Origin of the sequence: Butyricicoccus intestinisimiae, assembly GCF_018918345.1 — a bacterium.
Taxonomy (GTDB): domain Bacteria; phylum Bacillota; class Clostridia; order Oscillospirales; family Butyricicoccaceae; genus Butyricicoccus_A; species Butyricicoccus_A intestinisimiae.
The window spans coordinates 220,053-237,285 of sequence record NZ_JAHLQI010000003.1; the positions used below are offsets into that span (position 1 = coordinate 220,053).

14 protein-coding genes are annotated in these 17,233 nt (G+C 49.7%); 6 read left to right on the plus strand and 8 right to left on the minus strand.

From position 1 onward, the window contains the following. Positions 1-158: 158 nt before the first annotated feature. Positions 159-1,436, minus strand: a complete 1,278-nt coding sequence (locus KQI75_RS07570) for an adenylosuccinate synthase (RefSeq protein WP_216470132.1) — start codon at positions 1,434-1,436, stop codon at positions 159-161. Between the two features lie 638 nt (positions 1,437-2,074). On the opposite strand from KQI75_RS07570, the gene KQI75_RS07575 reads away from it, so the two are divergent. Continuing rightward, on the plus strand, positions 2,075-2,611 hold the full coding sequence (locus KQI75_RS07575) for a VanZ family protein (protein ID WP_173772786.1): 537 nt from the start codon (positions 2,075-2,077) through the stop codon (positions 2,609-2,611). 326 nt (positions 2,612-2,937) lie between these two features. On the opposite strand, the gene KQI75_RS07580 is transcribed toward KQI75_RS07575, so the two are convergent. Continuing rightward, positions 2,938-3,513, minus strand: coding sequence for a helix-turn-helix domain-containing protein (locus KQI75_RS07580; protein WP_216470133.1), 576 nt, complete (start codon positions 3,511-3,513; stop codon positions 2,938-2,940). 499 nt (positions 3,514-4,012) lie between these two features. Here KQI75_RS07580 and KQI75_RS07585 point away from each other — a divergent pair, with 499 nt between their 5' ends. Beyond that, a complete protein-coding gene (locus tag KQI75_RS07585) occupies positions 4,013-4,924 on the plus strand; it encodes an AEC family transporter (protein ID WP_216470134.1) in 912 nt (303 codons plus the stop codon). A 38-nt stretch (positions 4,925-4,962) separates the two neighbouring features. Here the strand turns inward: KQI75_RS07585 and KQI75_RS07590 are convergent, their stop codons facing one another. The 4 genes from KQI75_RS07590 to KQI75_RS07605 all read right to left on the minus strand — a co-directional run bounded on the left by KQI75_RS07590 (position 4,963) and on the right by KQI75_RS07605 (position 9,115). Continuing rightward, the gene (locus KQI75_RS07590; RefSeq protein ID WP_216470135.1) at positions 4,963-5,424 is read right to left on the minus strand and encodes a VanZ family protein; all 462 of its coding nucleotides are present in this window, start codon (positions 5,422-5,424) and stop codon (positions 4,963-4,965) included. Between the two features lie 404 nt (positions 5,425-5,828). Next, a complete protein-coding gene (locus KQI75_RS07595) occupies positions 5,829-7,421 on the minus strand; it encodes an ABC-F family ATP-binding cassette domain-containing protein (RefSeq protein ID WP_216470136.1) in 1,593 nt (530 codons plus the stop codon). 62 nt (positions 7,422-7,483) lie between these two features. Continuing rightward, the gene (locus tag KQI75_RS07600; protein WP_216470137.1) at positions 7,484-8,341 is read right to left on the minus strand and encodes a putative manganese transporter; all 858 of its coding nucleotides are present in this window, start codon (positions 8,339-8,341) and stop codon (positions 7,484-7,486) included. Positions 8,342-8,470: 129 nt separating this feature from the next. Beyond that, entirely contained in the window at positions 8,471-9,115 is a 645-nt protein-coding gene (locus KQI75_RS07605) for a cytidylate kinase-like family protein (protein WP_216470138.1), read from the minus strand. 387 nt (positions 9,116-9,502) lie between these two features. On the opposite strand from KQI75_RS07605, the gene KQI75_RS07610 reads away from it, so the two are divergent. The 4 genes from KQI75_RS07610 to htpG all read left to right on the plus strand — a co-directional run bounded on the left by KQI75_RS07610 (position 9,503) and on the right by htpG (position 14,310). Then, the gene (locus tag KQI75_RS07610) at positions 9,503-10,279 is read left to right on the plus strand and encodes an RICIN domain-containing protein (RefSeq protein ID WP_216470139.1); all 777 of its coding nucleotides are present in this window, start codon (positions 9,503-9,505) and stop codon (positions 10,277-10,279) included. Between the two features lie 786 nt (positions 10,280-11,065). After that, the gene (locus KQI75_RS07615) at positions 11,066-11,905 is read left to right on the plus strand and encodes a DUF975 family protein (RefSeq protein ID WP_216470140.1); all 840 of its coding nucleotides are present in this window, start codon (positions 11,066-11,068) and stop codon (positions 11,903-11,905) included. A 72-nt stretch (positions 11,906-11,977) separates the two neighbouring features. After that, complete coding sequence (locus tag KQI75_RS07620; protein WP_216470141.1) at positions 11,978-12,142, plus strand: G-protein coupled receptor; 165 nt, start codon at positions 11,978-11,980, stop codon at positions 12,140-12,142. A gap of 254 nt (positions 12,143-12,396) precedes the next feature. Next, entirely contained in the window at positions 12,397-14,310 is a 1,914-nt protein-coding gene (htpG, locus tag KQI75_RS07625; RefSeq protein WP_216470142.1) for a molecular chaperone HtpG, read from the plus strand. A 578-nt stretch (positions 14,311-14,888) separates the two neighbouring features. Here the strand turns inward: htpG and KQI75_RS07630 are convergent. Beyond that, the gene (locus tag KQI75_RS07630; RefSeq protein ID WP_216470143.1) at positions 14,889-16,139 is read right to left on the minus strand and encodes an RCC1 domain-containing protein; all 1,251 of its coding nucleotides are present in this window, start codon (positions 16,137-16,139) and stop codon (positions 14,889-14,891) included. A 152-nt stretch (positions 16,140-16,291) separates the two neighbouring features. Continuing rightward, positions 16,292-17,233, minus strand: coding sequence for a tRNA glutamyl-Q(34) synthetase GluQRS (gene gluQRS / locus KQI75_RS07635; RefSeq protein WP_216470144.1), 942 nt, complete (start codon positions 17,231-17,233; stop codon positions 16,292-16,294).

Below are 17,233 nucleotides of genomic sequence, written 5' to 3' on the forward strand. Positions count from 1 at the left end.
CTCAGATTTGCCGGATACAGAATGGGTATGCCCTCTCAGTCATTTGCAAAGCAAATGACAGCTCTCCCAGAGGGAGAGCCAAGAAACTGGTGCAAACAAGCAAAAATAAGCCGGAAGCTCTCGCTTCCGGCTTATCTATTTTACCCAGCAGGGATTGTTTACTTGGTGATGTCGATGACCTGATCGCGGCCAGGACCTACGCCCAGCAGCTTCACCGGACAGCCGACAATCTTCTCCAGCTCCTTGATGTAGCTCTGTACCTTCTCCGGCAGCTCATCAAAGGTCTTGCAGCCGGTGATGTCCTCGGTGAATCCGTCGAACTCCTCATAAATCGGCTTGCAGTCTTCCAGATCTGCGAAGTTTGCCGGGAACTCCTCGATGCGCTGACCCTTATAGTCATATGCTACGCAGACCTTCAGCTTCGGCAGACCACACAGCGGGTCGATCTTGTTGATAACCATTTCGGTCAAACCGTTTACGCGAACAGCATAGCGTGCGATAACCGCATCGAACCAGCCGGTACGGCGCGGACGGCCGGTAACCGTACCAAACTCATGACCTGCGTTGCGGATGTAATCGCCGGTCTCATCAAACAGCTCGGTCGGGAACGGGCCCTTGCCGACACGGGTGGTGTAGCTCTTGCAGATACCAACGATTTCGTCGATAGCAGTCGGGCCAACGCCGGAACCGATGCAGCAGCCGCCGGATACCGGATGAGAGGACGTAACATACGGGTAGGTACCCATGTCCAGATCCAGCAGGGTGCCCTGTGCGCCTTCAAACAGAACTTCCTTGCCGTCCTTGATTGCCTGATAGGTGATAACAGAGGTGTCCTTGACATGGCTTCTCAGACGATCTGCGTACTCCTTGTACTCCTCGAGAACTGCCTTGATGTCAATCGGCTCGCCGCCGTATACACCGACGATAACCTTGTTCTTGCGCTCGCAAGCCTCGGTCATCGCTGCCTCAAAGCGCTCCGGATCCACAAAGTCATGCATACGGACGCCGATGCGCTCAGCCTTGTCCATATAGGTCGGGCCAATGCCCTTCTTGGTGGTGCCGATGTCATCGCCGCCGCGTGCCTTCTCGCTCAGCGCATCCAGTTCCAGATGCCACGGGAGAATGCAGTGTGCACGTGCGTCAATGTACAGCTTATCGGTAGAAATGCCGCGTGCATTCAGACCGTCCATCTCGCCGAGAATGGACTTCGGGTTGACAACAACACCCGGTCCGATGATATTTACACAATCCGGATACAGAATACCGGACGGAATCAGCTGTAATTTATAGGATTCGTCGCCAACAACTACGGTATGACCTGCGTTGTTGCCGCCCTGCGAACGGACGACCACATCGGCCTGCGAAGCAAAGATGTCAATGTACTTGCCCTTTCCTTCGTCGCCCCACTGTGCGCCCAAAACAATTTTGCCTGGCATATAAATTGCCCCTTTCCTGATTTTGAGGGTCGAGCAATTACCCCCGAAACAAACTTATATGGACATTATACCATCTTTTGTGCGTTCGTACAACCATCCTTTTGCACTTTTTCGTTTTAGCACGGCAAAGTATGTGATTTTTCGTACACAATTTTTATGTTATTTTTTGTATATAATACAAGCATAATATATGCTTTAAATTTTTTATAGGTATATTTTTCTCAGACATAGTATGCAATTGTGCAAATAAGAGGGGGATTTTTGTGAAACATTCGATACTTCGCGCAGCCTTTTTGTTACTTTTTATTGATTTGATAGACGAAAATCTTCTTATTGAAAAGGAGGGAACGTAAAGTAAAAACAATAAACACGGGCTACATGGTACGCGCCCCTACTCCTTGCGCGTATCGCGGCGGAAAGCCGCACATTACAACTGAATACCGCCGCGCAGCAGCAACAAACGCAGCGCGGGGACTTATGACCGCGGCAGTTATGAAAACTGACCGCCGTTTTTTATGCCCTTTTTCGGGCAGCCGCCCGCACTATTCCGTAAATATGCTTGTGGTGGAAATATTCATAGACTTGTGGTAAAATAAATCATGTATGGGTGGCAAATATGAATTTATGGAGGAATAATAGTGAGTTATATTACAATGGAAATATGGACTGGAATATGGATATTAGTGAGATTACTTCCAATGGCACTTATTATTTTTGCAGGTGTTATGATTATCGAAGTGGGTATTGAATTTATCCAGAAGAAGAAAATTGAAGTTAAGATTTTAAATTGGTTATGTCAATTCTTATGGATTCTAATAGTTGTATCAATATTAAAAATTACAGGAATTATTGGTGGTAGTTTTGGAATATCCTCACCACTTGATAGTTATATTAGTTTTAAATTATTTGAGGATGGATTTAATGCGGCAACTATTTTGAATATATGTCTATTCGTTCCATATGGATTTTTGCCAGTATTTATTTTTAAGAATATCCACAAGCATTGGTGGAATGGCGTTATACTTGGAGCAGTATTTTCGATTGGTATAGAATTTTTGCAAACATTTATTGGAAGGTTTGCACAGTTAGATGATGTGATTATGAATACTTGTGGGACTCTCGTTGGATTTTTGATAGGATGCTTATTACTTCGTATAACCACAAGGAAAAAATAAATTTCGATTTGTCAGAGAGATAGCAGAGCCATGAGCCGCAGAGATTTTTTAAAAATCCTGCGGCTTTTTTGCGCCCATTTTCAAAAGTCCTGTCCTACTCTTTGGCAAATTTCAAAACTGTCCGTGTAAAAGACTAAACAGAAATTTTTTGGAATTCAGCCCGCAGAGTTGGCAAAATCGGATTTTCATGTGGTGTGGGTAGTGAACGGGAAACAGACAGCGGAAAGCGCAGCTACACCGAAGCCGCCTTATATCGCATGAGCCGGGGCATGGAAAAGCGGTCATGCCAGGGAGCATGACCGCTTTATAAACCATTCTTGCCCTATTTAGTTTGGAACAGGCCCAAGCCCTAAAGCTCCAGCAAGGAACAAAAATACAACAACAGCGACAGGGATTAGCAGCATAATGGCAGATAACACGAAAGTTTGTAGACATGGCAGTTTGTTTTTCTTTCGCCATACGCCATAAATCAAAAGTGCGACACTTGCCACAAGGCAGATAACCGGGAAATATACCATTGCAAAACCGAGCCACCCCATACCGTCAATTAAGAAAATCAGAAACAAAACGGCAGCAATACACCCGGCAATCTTGATAATAGATTTCCGTTCTGCTTTCCGTTGGAACTTCACAAGCTCAAATGTATCAGTCAAAGCAGCGGCAGCCGTGTCCTGAGTGATTTCAGTTTCTGAAATTCTTTCAGACCGCATGATTTCCAGCACGCTAATACCCAAAGCGTCGGCTAATGGTTCAATCGTGTTTATGTCGGGAAAACCTAAACCACGCTCCCATTTACTGACTGCCTTATCCGTTACTTGCAGCTTTTTTGCTAATTCCACTTGCGTCATACCGTTTTCTTTCCGCAGAGTGGCAATGAATGTACCAAATTTTTTTGCGTCCATAGTTAGACCCCCTTTGCGTTTGTCTGCTCATAGTATAGCGCACATGGCAGCATACGACAACCGACGCATAGTTTAGGGCGGAATTTATCCGAACTCTACGGAAAGTTTAGGTTAGGATAGGAAAAGATGTCGATATTCCAGAAAACTTGGGCATTATCATAGAACCCCCGGATTTTTGCCCAACTACAGTGCATACGCCAATTTAAAATTTCTTGCCGAATTGCGTCATATTATTGGAAAAGAAAAAATCCGCGATTGCCTCATGCAACTCCGCAATGCCGGAAAGACGATTTTATTGGCCTCTCATCATGCAGAAGACATTCGCGTGTTATGTGATACGGTCTGTGAAATGGACGGCGGTGTTTTGACCGTGCTTCCGACGGACTCTCCGAGATAAAATCACTTCTCCCTTGTTTCCTTTCGCGCATGGGAGTATAATAAGTTTTCAGGCGGACGCGCCCCGTGTGTTTCTCCGTCAATCTTTTCTTCGGAGGAATCCATGTCAGCTGTACTTTTCAAAGCACTCGCGTTTTTTCTCATGATCGCGCTGGGCTATCTGATGAAAACCAAGCACGTCTTAGAGCAGGAGGACAGCCAGGTTTTGATGAAAATCATCATCAATATCACGATGCCCGCCGCACTGATCGCCGGTTTTCGCACGTTTTCCATCGATATTTCGTTGCTGTTTGCCCTGCTGCTCGGCTTTTGTATGAACGGCGTGCTGCTGCTCGCCGGTTCTCTCGCGTCTGTCCGCAAGGAAGGCAGGCTGCGCGCGCTGTACATTCTCAATACGCCGTGTCAAAACGTCGGCAATTTTGTTCTGCCGTTTGTGCTGAGCTTTCTGCCGTCCTCTGTGGTTCCGGCTCTGTGCATGTATGATGCCGGAAACAATCCGTATGGCGCAGGTCTTGCGTACTCTGTGGCATCCTCTGCCAGCGGCGGAGACGGAAAGGTTTCCCTGCGCAGCATCCTGCGCACCTTGTTTCATTCCCCTCCGTTCTTGGCGTATTTTATCATGATTGTTCTGTATCTGCCAGGCATTCGCCTGCCGGATGCGTTCTTTGATCTGTGCGATTTGTTCGGCAAAGGCAACGCCTTTCTCGCCATGTTCGCACTGGGTCTGATTTTTGAATGGCATCTGCCAAAAGAAGATGTCGGCAATGTCATCCGCATTTTGGGTTTGCGCTATGCGCTGTGTCTGTGCGCCGCAGCAGCGATTTTCTTCCTGTGTCCGTTTGATTTGCCGATTCGGCAGACCTTGTGTCTGTGTCTCGTCGGCCCTGTGACAACGCTCGCCATTCCGTTTGGTCTCGCCTGCGGCTGCAAGCAGTCGATGATTGCCGCACTCAGCTCGGTCAGCATGGTGACCAGCTTTATTCTATCGCTCGGCATGCTGATTGCCTGGGCATAAATCTGCATGAAAAAAAGACCGGAATTCCGGTCTTTTTTTCACATCTTTTGGCGCATATGTCTGTTCCGCAGCCAAGAAAACAGCAAATAAATCAGACATCCGCATACGGCGCCGCAAAAGTCAATCCAAACATCGGTCACACGCGCAGAGCGGTCATTAAACAGCTGAATGGTCTCATCCGTCATCGCACACAGAACGCCGAACAAAAATACATTGAGCACATACGGCAGCCGGACAATGCGAATATCCCGCATGACGATTGCCGCGAAAAATCCCAGTGCGGCAAATTCGGAAAAGTGCGCCATTTTGCGCACAATATATTCGGTCAATCCATCCCCCAGACCAACCGTTCCGAGCAGCTTCATCAGAAATTCAAAAACACCCATACTTTCCGATGTCGACTGCGCGCGATTTGCCATTGAATGCGAAAAAATAAACGCCATGACGGCAATCACCAGCAAAACATGTATGATAACACGCACTCGTTTTTTTGAATCCATAATCTCCTCCATCAATTGACAAACCCCTAGAATATGTTATAATCAAGATAATAAGAGGCACTGCCAGTAGACGGTCGTCCCTCAAAAGTTGTTACAAGATAGTAACCGCTGGTGTGGAAGCTGGGCGGTTACTTCTTTTTTGTCAGCTGAATGACCAGAGCAATAATCTGAACAGTCAGAGAAATTACACCAACAATGGCTGCGGTATAAGCAAATAACGCTTCATATGTAACCATGATGCATCCCTCCTCTCCTAAGATCAGAGGGCAAAAGAAGTCTGTCCTCTGTCAAAAAGGACAAACCGCCTACCGTTCGTGGCAGTGCTGTATTTAAGGATACCACATGAAGCTCTCATTCGCAAGCTATAAGAGGCAACAGCGCGCGCTGTTGCCTCTTTTTGATAATCAGCCTCGGATTTCGAGATATTCGTCATAGGTGCACTGCTTATCCCAAACGCCATCCTCTGTGATTTCAATGATACGGTTGGCAATAGTCTGCGTGAACTCATGGTCATGCGATGCAAACAGGACATTGCCCTTAAAATCAATCAGACCGTTGTTGACTGCGGTGATGGATTCCAGATCCAGATGGTTGGTCGGCTGATCGACAACCAGCACATTGGAACCAAACAGCATCATACGTGCCAGCATGCAGCGAACCTTCTCGCCGCCGGACAGTACATTAACAGACTTGTACACATCGTTGCCGGAAAACAGCATCTTGCCCAAGAACGAACGCAGCGTTGTCTCCAGCGTATCGGTCTGCGAATACGGAGCCAGCCAATCCAGCATATTCTCGGTATGACCGTTAAAAAACTCCGAGTTGTCTTTTGGGAAATACGACTGGCTGGTGGAAACGCCCCACTTGAAGCTGCCTTCATCCGGTTCCATCTCGCCCATCAAAATCTGGAACAGGGTAGTCGCTGCCTGCTCAGTCTTGCCGACAAACGCAATTTTATCGCCGCGCGCCACGCGGAACGATACATGATTGAGAACCTTTTCACCGTCGATGGTCTTGGAAATGTCCTTGACCTCCAAAATATCCTTGCCCGGCTCTCTGTCCATCTGGAAGCCGACAAACGGATACCGGCGGGACGATGCCGGCAGTTCGTCAACCGTCAGCTTGTCAATGAGCTTTTTGCGGCTGGTTGCCTGCTTGGACTTGGATTTGTTTGCGGAAAATCGACGGATAAATTCCTGCAATTCCTTGATCTTTTCGTCTGCCTTCTTCTTCTGATCGTTCAAGGTGCGCTGTACCAGCTGAGAGGACTCATACCAGAACTCATAGTTGCCGACGTACAGGCGAACCTTGCCGTAGTCAATATCTACAATGTGGGTGCAGACATTGTTGAGGAAGTGACGGTCATGCGATACAACGATGACGGTACCCTCATAATCTGCCAGAAAATCTTCCAGCCACGCAATGGAATGAATGTCCAAATGGTTGGTCGGCTCGTCAAGCAGCATGATATCCGGCTTGCCGAACAGCGCCTGTGCCAGCAGAATCTTGACCTTTTCTGCGTCCGTACGGTACTTCATGCCGCTGTACAGAATGTCGTCTGCCTTGAGTCCCAGACCCTGCAGCAGGCGAGCCGCTTCGGTATCTGCATTCCAGCCGTCCAGCTCTGCAAATTCTGCTTCCAGCTCAGCGGCGCGGTTGCCGTCTTCCTCAGTAAACGGATCCTTGGCATACAGCGCATCTTTTTCCTGCATGATTTCATACAGGCGTTTGTTGCCCTGAATAATCGTGTCTACAACCGTACAGTCATCAAAGGCAAAATGATCCTGACGCAGAACCGACATGCGCAGCTTCGGATCCAGCTCCACCGTACCGGTAGACGGCTCCAAATCGCCGGACAGCATGCGCAGGAAGGTGGACTTACCCGCACCGTTCGCGCCGATGACACCATAGCAGTTGCCCTCGGTAAATTTCAGATTGACATCAGAGAACAAATTCTCTCCGTCAAAGTTAATGCTCAAATGATTAACGCTAAGCATGAAAAACCTCCTGTAAAATGTTCACTAAATAGGGGGATATCGTTTGATAAACAATCGTTTATTTATATAATACAATCTATCAGCAGTCCCGCCGCAACAGCTGCCGCATACGTGCAGCCGATAATCTGCCAAGCGGATTTTTTGCACGGCGCTTCGCGCAGCAGCAAAATAAAACCAAAGCCCGCACCGGCGGAAAGTCCGGCAATCACACTGCCAAAGCTGATGGTACCTGCGGTAAACAGCTGCACGAGCAGCACCGACACGGCACAGCCCGGAATCAATCCGATCAGCGCACACAGCACCGGCTGCAGGCGAGAGCCTTGCAGCAAAATCGCCGCCAGCGAATCTGCACCGAGCAGATAAATAATCGTGTTGAGAATCAACATCGTGATGACGAGAAAAACTGTGGTATTTGCCGTGCGAATGAGCGCCGAGCGCCACAGCGATTGGCCGCCGCAGCAGGAACAGCTCGCATTGACCTCATTCATGTCCAGCTCATCGTCCTCCGGCCAGTCGTCAATGTTCCAGTGCTTGCGGAACCAGAACAGATAAAACAGATAACCGGCGACAATCGCAATGCCGATTTTTACGGCAATGAGCAGCACAATTTCTTTCCAGCTGCAGCCGCCCGCGAATAAAACCGGAATTGCCTCATCGGATGTGGACAAATACACGGCAATCAGCGTGGCAGGCGCCAGAAATCCGCGGCAATACAGCACCGAGCAACCCATTGAAAAGCCGCACTGCGGAATCGCGCCAATCAATGCGCCGATGACCGGCCCTGCCGGCTCTGTGCTCGTGACCACGCGGGTTACCGCATCCATATGATTTTCCATCCAGCTGATGACCAGATATACAACAAAGAGAATCGGAATGGTCTTGACAATGTCCATGATACATTCCGTCCATACTTCCAGCACAGAAGCTCACTCCTCTCTGAAAAACGAAAAATAAAATACAAATCGTTTAGACAGTATAGCATACTTGCGCACAAAAAAACAGGGGCAGGATTCATAAGAAACCTGCCTCTTTTGCGCTGTTTTCGGTATTTATTTGCTCCGCTGTGCGCGCTGCTGCTCGAGCATTTCTCCAAAGGCGAGAATCGTATCCACTGCGCCGTCAATGCCTGCGGTGCTCGTTGAGACACACAGGTCATAGCTGGACGCATCGCTCCAGCGCTTGCCGGTATAATAGTTATAATAGCTCGCACGTTTTTTGTCGCGCTTGGAAATCGCATCTTCAATGCGCTTTTCCGGCATGCCGAGGTCATGAATGGCATGATGCTTGCGGTACTCCATATCCGCTGTGCAGAACACACGGACAACGTCCGGACGCTCGCGCAGAATATAACTGCCGCAGCGTCCTACCACAACGCACGGGCCTTTTTCTGCCGCTTCGCGGATAATTTTTGCTTCTTCGACAAACAGCTTATCACTCATGTTGAGGTCAGAGGATTGCGTAATCGAGCCTGCCGCAGTATAGCTTCCCATGACCAGCGAGTACAAAAAGCTATTGGTCGGCTTTTCATCAAATCCCTCGAAAATCTTGCGGCTGACACCGGCATTTTTCGCCGCCATATCCACGATTTGAGAATCGTAGAACGGAATTCCCAGCATCTTTGCCAGACGCTCGCCCACGATATGTCCGGCAGAGCCAAACTCTCTCTCAATGGTATAAATGGTCGCAGTTGTCATAATATGAATCCCATCCCTTCCAGATCTCCGTCCCGCCCGATTGTATCCGGAACGGGCTTTGTGCACAAATGTGCCGTTTTCTGCTTTTGTATTATATCACATTTTTGTTACCATGAAAAGCAAGCACATGCACTTTCCCAATCCGGTGCATATTTTCCGTCAATTTGCCGCATTTTTCGCCCGCCAAAACCACCAAAACGCCGTGGTGTTCTTTTGAAAAACCTCAACATTTTTCACGAAAACGCAGAAAAAAATTGCTATTTTCTGTCTTTTGCGGTGCGAAAACATTGATTGAACCCATTGCATGTGCTATACTATACACGAAAAGAGATTCATACTTTATTGCAGAATTTACATATTTCTGTACCGAGACAAGGAGTGTCATTTATGATGCAGACATTTGATAAAAGCGCATGGTACACCATCGCAGCAAAGGTCAGCGGCAAGGTCATTGAGGCCGAAAACGCTTCTACCGAAAACGGCGCAGCCGTATGCCTGGCAGAGGCAACCGGCGCAGACCAGCAGCTGTGGTCGATTACGCATATCGACGGTAAGTACTACAAAATCGCAAACAAGAAGTCGGGCAAGGTGCTGGACATCATCAGCCTGGGCGTTGTAAACGGCGCAAATCTTCACCAGTGGGAGTATGTCAACGGCGACAGCCAGCTGTGGTTCTTCGAGGAGAAGGATGACGGTGCGGTTGCCATCAAGTCCGCCATGTCCGCCAAGTGCATCGACGTTGTCGGCATGAACGCAGACGCAGACGGCGCACGCCTGCAGATCTGGGTTGACGTAGACGGCGACAACCAGAGCTGGTTCATCCGCGAGGCAAAGGCAGAGGCTCCGGTCGTTGAGGCTGCCGAGGAACCGAAGGAAGAACCGAAGGCAGAAGCAGCTGCTGCAGAACAGCCGAAGGAAGAAGCTCCGGAAACCAAGGCCGAGGAAGCTCCGGCAAAGAAAACCACGACCCGCACCCGCAAGCCGGCTGCCAAAAAGACCAACGAGTCCCGCGCAAAGCGCAAGCGCAGAACCAAGGCTGAAATCGCAGCAGACGCTGCCGCAGCACCGGCAAAGAAAACCACAACCCGCACCCGCAAGTCGGCTGCCAAAAAGACAGCTGCTGCATCAAAGACTGCCGCTTCCAAGACGGAAGAGACCAAGTAAGTGCTGGAAAAACCGAAACTTGAGAACGCCAAAACCGAGATTTTTCGGTTTTGGCGTTTTGTTTTCCCTCACGCGCCATCCAATCTTGTCTCTCCCTCTGGGAGAGATGTCGCGCAGCGACAGAGAGGGCTGGCTCCCTCGTGAGGGAGCTGGATTGCCGCTTTGCGGCAAGACTGAGGGAGTTTTATAGATTGACAAGATACGCATGAGATTTGCCCTGATACGATTTGTCAGTTTTTGCCCTCTCAGTCATTTGCTTTGCAAATGCCAGCTCTCCCAATGGGAGAGCCGAGAAGCCGGAGCGAACTGCACACATGCCGCATCAGGCTATCTCTTGCGCAGACTTGCCCGCGTGCCGCTCCTTTCCTCACGCGCCATCCAATCTTGTCTCTCCCTCTGGGAGAGATGTCGCGCAGCGACAGAGAGGGCCGGCTCCCTCGTGAGGGAGCTGGATTGCCGCTTTGCGGCAAGACTGAGGGAGTTTTATAGATTGACAAGATACGCATGAGATTTGCCCTGCTACGATTTGTCAGTTTTTGCCCTCTCAGTCATTTGCTTTGCAAATGCCAGCTCTCCCAATGGGAGAGCCGAGAAGCCGGAGCGAACTGCACACATGCCGCATCAGGCTATCTCTTGCGCAGACTTGCCCGCGTACCGCTCCTTTCCGAGACTCAGATAAATCTTCCCACGGCGCATTCTTTTATTGTGCCGCTGTACATGTTATGCTATAATGAGCACAGAAGAAGAATCTGTACTTTTTTAACAAAACTGAAACGAGGTGTTTGTATGATTTACAATGCACAGGCCCGAAAAGACTATAAAGCGCAAGCGCGGGCTGACATTCGCAAAAAGTTCTGGCCGACCATCGGCGCCGTGATTTTGGCATCTATTCCGCTGGCTCTCATGAGCATTATCATGAGCATTGGAACAGAGGGCTTTTATACACTTGGAGATGCATCCAGTCTGGACGCTATCTTATCCGTCTATGGCAAGTTTGCTCAATACAGTCTGCTGTATCTTGTCATTTATTTCTTTATCGGCTCTCCGATTACCTTTGGCGCCAAGCATTACTATGTCGCACGCGCCCGCGGTGAAAATTCAACGGTCGGTTTGATTTTCCAGCCGTTTACCAGCGGAAAATCCTATCTGACTTCTTTGAAGCTGAGCTTGAGCATCAGCATTCGTTCGCTGGGCTGGCTGGTTATCGTATGCGCCATTGCATTGGTCGGCTTGCTTCCGTTGTTTGCCTTCAGCCCCGCCGATAATGTAGGCAGCGGTGCCTTCTTCCTGTTTTTTATAATCTACTTCGTTGTCGTTTGTGTTGTCTCTGTTTGGGCATCTGTCAAGATGCGCCGCTACGACGGCGCGTATATCTGCCTGATTGACACGCCGGATGCCAGCGTTTGGCAGGCAACCGGTGCATGCGCCAAGATTTTTAAAAACCACAACTGGGAACTGATGGTCTTTGACCTGAGTTTTCTCCTTTGGAATTGTTTGACAGCCATTACCTTTGGCGTTGTCGGCCTCTACGTCATACCGTATCAGGAAATCGCGTTCGTGCATTATTTTGACGCCCTGTGCGGCAGAACGCCGGAACCGGCAGAGGAACCATCGCTCAGCGAGTAATCTTCCATTGACACCGCTGCCAAATTCTGTTACTCTGACGGTACAGAAACGAAAAGAGAGGGTGTTGTTTTTATGGGAAGACCTGTAAAAAAGGTTCACAAGAGTCAGCAGCAGCGCAGAAAAGAATCAGAGGCTCGCCGCGCCGAGCAGCAAAAAAAGGAAGATCGTCTCACATACATCATGCTCGGTGTTGTCGCCGTCATCTTCGTCATTTTTGCCGGTTTCTTGTTGTTCTAATGACTTCTAACGGATGCCCGATGCGGGCATCCGTTTTTTCGCTTTTTGCACACAGATACACATATTTTTTATCTCTGCGTATTTTTCCGGCAAACCCCTCTGATTTTTTTCGGAGGGGTTTGCTATTGTTAAAAAGTTTTGAACAAACCGCCTTTCCCCCTTGCATTTTCCGTGCAATTGGTTTATTCTATATTAGCACTCATCAGATGAGAGTGCTAAGTCTGTAATTTAAAATCTGAAAGGATTGACATACAATGGCAAAGCAGCAGTTTCAAGCAGAATCCAAGCGTCTGCTGGACATGATGATTAACTCGATCTACACGCACAGAGAAATTTTCCTGCGCGAGTTGATCTCCAATGCAAGTGATGCGATTGACAAGCGCCACTTCAAGTCCCTGACCGATGCGTCCCTCGTACCGGAGGAGGGCTTTGAAATTCATCTGTCAGCGGATGAAGACGCTCGCACCCTGACCATTTCCGATAACGGCATCGGTATGACCAAGGAAGAACTGGAACACAACCTCGGCACCATCGCACAGAGCGGTTCTCTGGCATTCAAGCAGGAGAACCAGACCGATGATACCGACATCATAGGCCAGTTCGGCGTCGGCTTCTACGCTTCGTTTATGGTTGCCTCTCACGTCAAGGTCGTTTCTAAGGCGTGCGGCTCCGAGCAGGCATATATCTGGGAGTCTGACGGCGCAGACGGCTACACCATCGAGCCGGGCGAGAAGGATTCCTATGGCACAGACATTATCCTGACCATCAAGCCGGATCCGGAAGGCGAGGACGAGGACACCTACAGCGAATTCCTGCAGACCTATCGTTTGGCAGGTCTGGTTCGCAAGTACTCCGACTACATCCGTTACCCGATTAAGATGCAGATGCCGCATTCGCAGGAAAAGCCGAAGCCAGAGGATGCACCGGAGGATTACAAGCCGGAATACGAAACCGTTTACACCGAAGACACGCTGAACTCGATGATTCCGCTGTGGAAGAAGGCAAAGAAGGACATCACGCAGGATGAATACGACGAGTTCTACCGCAGCAAGTTCATGGACTACATGAAGCCGCTGCGCACAATTCACTTCCACAACGAAGGTCTGACCGCATCCTATGATGCCCTGCTGTACATTCCGTCTCAGCCGCCGTTTGACTACTATTCCAAGGACTTCTCCAAGGGTCTGTCTCTGTACACCTCCGGTGTTATGATTATGGAAAAGTGCGCCGACCTGCTGCCGGATTACTTCGGCTTTGTGCGCGGTCTGGTTGATTCCTCTGATTTGTCTCTGAACATCTCCCGCGAAATGCTGCAGCACGACCGTCAGCTCAAGGCAATCGCCATCAGCTTGGAAAAGAAAATCCGCTCCGAACTGCTCAAGATGCAGAAGGATGAGCGCGAGGAATACATCAAATTCTGGAACGCTTTTGGCTACTCCATCAAGGCGGGTGCCTATGCAAATTACGGCGCAGACAAGGAAAAGCTGCGCGACCTGATGATGTTCTATTCGGCAAAGAACGAGAAGCTCATCACCCTCAAGGAATACCGCGAGGCAATGCCGGAAGATCAGGAAGAAATTTACTATGCTGCCGGTTCCAGCACCGATGCGCTGTCCAAGCTGCCGCAGGCTGAGATGGTTCGCAAGCACGACTACGATATTCTGTACTTGACCGCCGACATTGATGAATTTATCATCTCTCAGCTGGAGTCGCAGGATGATAAGAAGTTCCGCTCCATCACCGCAGGCGATCTGAACCTGTCCTCCGAGGAGGAAAAGAAGGAAGCAGAAGAAAAGTCCACCGCGAACCGCGCGATGTTTGACGCCATGAAGGAAGCACTGGACGGCAAGGTTAAGGACGTTCGCGTTTCTTCCCGTCTGGTCAGCGATCCGGTCTGCCTGACTTCTGAGGGCAACCTGTCTATTGAAATGGAGCGCGTGCTCAACAACGTGCCGAACAACGGCAATCATTTCTCCGCAGAAAAGATTCTGGAAATCAACGCTTCTCACCCGATCTTTGAGAAGCTGATTCGCCTGTACACCAGCGATCCGGACAAACTCAAGACCTATGCAAAGCTGCTGTACGATCAGGCTATGCTGATTGCCGGCATGCCGGTAGAAGATCCGGCTGCCTTTACACAGGCAATGTGCGACCTGATGGCAGAATAAAATTTGCCCAATCCGAATACCATACGTATTCGAGATATGTTCCTAATCAGCCCCCGTTCTTCGGAACGGGGGCTTTTTGGTTGCGCACAAAAAACCATCCGCAGAGCCGGTAGGAAGCCCTGCGGATGGTTTTTCGAGAGAGAATTTAACCAAAGAAGTGTGGAATTAGGTAGAAATCAAAATTAACGATAATCGTACGCACTGCGCGACGAATATACAACCGGAGCAGCGTGGCTGCTGTGGCTCAGAACCGTTGCAACGAGCGGCATTGCAATAATCAGTGCGGTGAGAACGGTTGTCATGGCGAATCCTTCCTTTCGAAATATAATATAGGATAATGCTATTTGTATAGAGATACAGTAATCCCGTCAAACGCTCCGCTTTGCTTTGTTCGTTTTTGCTGTTCTCTTTGTTTTTATGTCTATATTATAGCCAGAACCCGCGTATTTTTCTTCTATTTTGTTGCGAAAGAATCAGTCTTTTTCTCGCCGTTTTTTCATATATTTTTCAGATTTTTTTGTTATCTTGCGATACGCACAAAAAAGCCTCGGCGCTTACCCGCCGAGGCTTTTGCCGTGTTAATTTTTTAAATACACAGCTGTCGGTGTCTTGACATCGGATTCCTCCGAGCCAATGCCGAGCTGCTTATACAGATTGCATCCCACTGAGCGCAGCACGCCGTCCTTGGAGCGGTACAGGGTGTTGAATCCGCCCGCCGCCACAGCTTCTACATTTTCTGCGAGCTTGCGCGGCTTGCTCTGATAATAAATCGTTTCCTGTCCAATCGCATGCGTTCCATCACCAAACTTGATGCCAATCTGATGATAATTGTTGACGCCAAACGTATACAAATCGCCGTTGGTCTTGAGCACGGCCGCATGTGCCGAGCCGGCATCGACATACGATACATCGCTCATGAGCTTTTTCGGTGTGGTCTGTACATTGCGCGCCGTATCATCAACAGTCTTGATTCCCAGCGAGCCGACGCTGTTGTTGCCCCAGCCGTACAAATCGCCATTTTCCTTTAGGGCAAACGCCATATATTTAGCACCGCACGATACCATTTTTATACCGTCCATGACCTTCGCCGGTTTGGACTGATACGCTTCACCCTTGCTGTTTGTGCTGTCGGTCTTAGCAAGTCCCAGCTGACCGTCCTCGTCATAGCCCCATGCATACAGCGTGCCGTCTGTGGTGATTGCCATGGAATAATCATCGCCCGCATCAATGTACGCGACATTGTCCATCAGCTTATACGGCGCAGACATGCAGGCGTAGCCTTCTTCGTCCTTTTTGTCGCAGGCGCTGTCCGCAACACCCAATGCACCGTTTTTGTTTCTGCCCCAGACATACAGCGCACCGTCTGTATCAATGGCGAGTGCATGCTTGGTGCCTGCGGCAATCATTGCAATATCTGTATTGACCTTTTTCGGCTCCATGCGGCTGGTGTTGTCACCGTCACCCATCTGATAGCTGGTGTCATCGCCCCATGCATACAAATCTCCGTCCTTACACAGTGCAAACGACAGCTCATCTCCCGCTGCAACCTGTGTGACCTTTCCGGAAATCTTGACTGCTTTGACCGGCTTGGACTGATTGTCACAGTTGGAGTTTCCCAGCTCTCCCTTGTTGTTATGTCCCCACGCATACACGGCGCCGCCGGCGTCCACTGCCAGCATGTGATCCTCACCTACGGCGATTTGCTCGGAGGTTATTTTCTCTGTCGAGCCGTTTTTGCTCAGACCAATGAACATGGCAACGGCAAGCACAACAACGGCAACTGCCGTGCCAAGCAACGCTGCGATAATTTTGTTTCTCTCTCTTGACATGATGGTTCATTCCTCACTTTTCCGAAAAACACCGCCCATACCTCACGGGTTTTTCTTCTTTCTGTTTTCCGTGATTATTATACCATCAAACATTGTCTTATGCAAAATAATTGTGAAAATTCACGAAAAAAATCACGAAAAAACCGGAGGGATCACTGTAAGATCTCCTCCGGCAACGCAATATCCTGTTTGGGGATTTTGTCCCACGAAAAATCTGCGACCAAATCGGAAAGCTGCACCGGCTGTGCCGTCGGGCGCAGCCCTGCCGCTTTTGCCAGCATACCAACAATTAGTTCCGGTCTGCCGAATTTTTCGCGCAGCACACCCAAATCCAAATCGCCGTCGCGCTTGGACAGCCGTCTGCCGTCCGGTGCCGTGAGCAGCGGCATGTGATAAAACTGCGGAATTGCAAATCCCAGCTGTTCATACAAATACATCTGCCGCGGTGTGGAATTGAGCAAATCACTGCCGCGCACAACCTCCGTCACGCCCATCAATCCGTCATCCACGACAACCGCCAATTGATAGCCGTACACGCCGTCAGAACGCCGAATGATAAAGTCTCCGCAGTCGTGTGCCAGATTCTCCGTATACACACCCTGACAGCCATCCGTGAACGACATCTCCCGCTCCGGCACACGCACGCGCCACGCAGGCGGGCGGCGCTTGGATTTTTCTGCGATTTGTTCCGGTGTCAGATTGCGGCAGGTGCCCGCATAGATATATGTTCCGTCTGAACGGTGCGGCGCCTGCGCCGTGTGCAGCTCCGCGCGGCTGCAAAAGCACGGGTACAGCAATCCCTTGTCTTTGAGCACGTCAAAATACCTATCATAGATTGCCGTGCGGCAGCTCTGATACCATGGGTCTCCGCCTGCACTGCCGCCGTCATCCCAGTCGATGCCGAACCATTTGAGATCGTCCTCGATGAGATCTGCCAGCGAGCGCGGGCAGCGCATCGCGTCCAAGTCCTCTATGCGCAGCAAATATCTGCCGTTTTTCGACCGAACCGACAGCCAAGACAGCATCGCGCACAAAATATTGCCCAGATGAATGCGTCCGCTCGGCGTCGGGGCAAATCGTCCGCAAACCGTCAT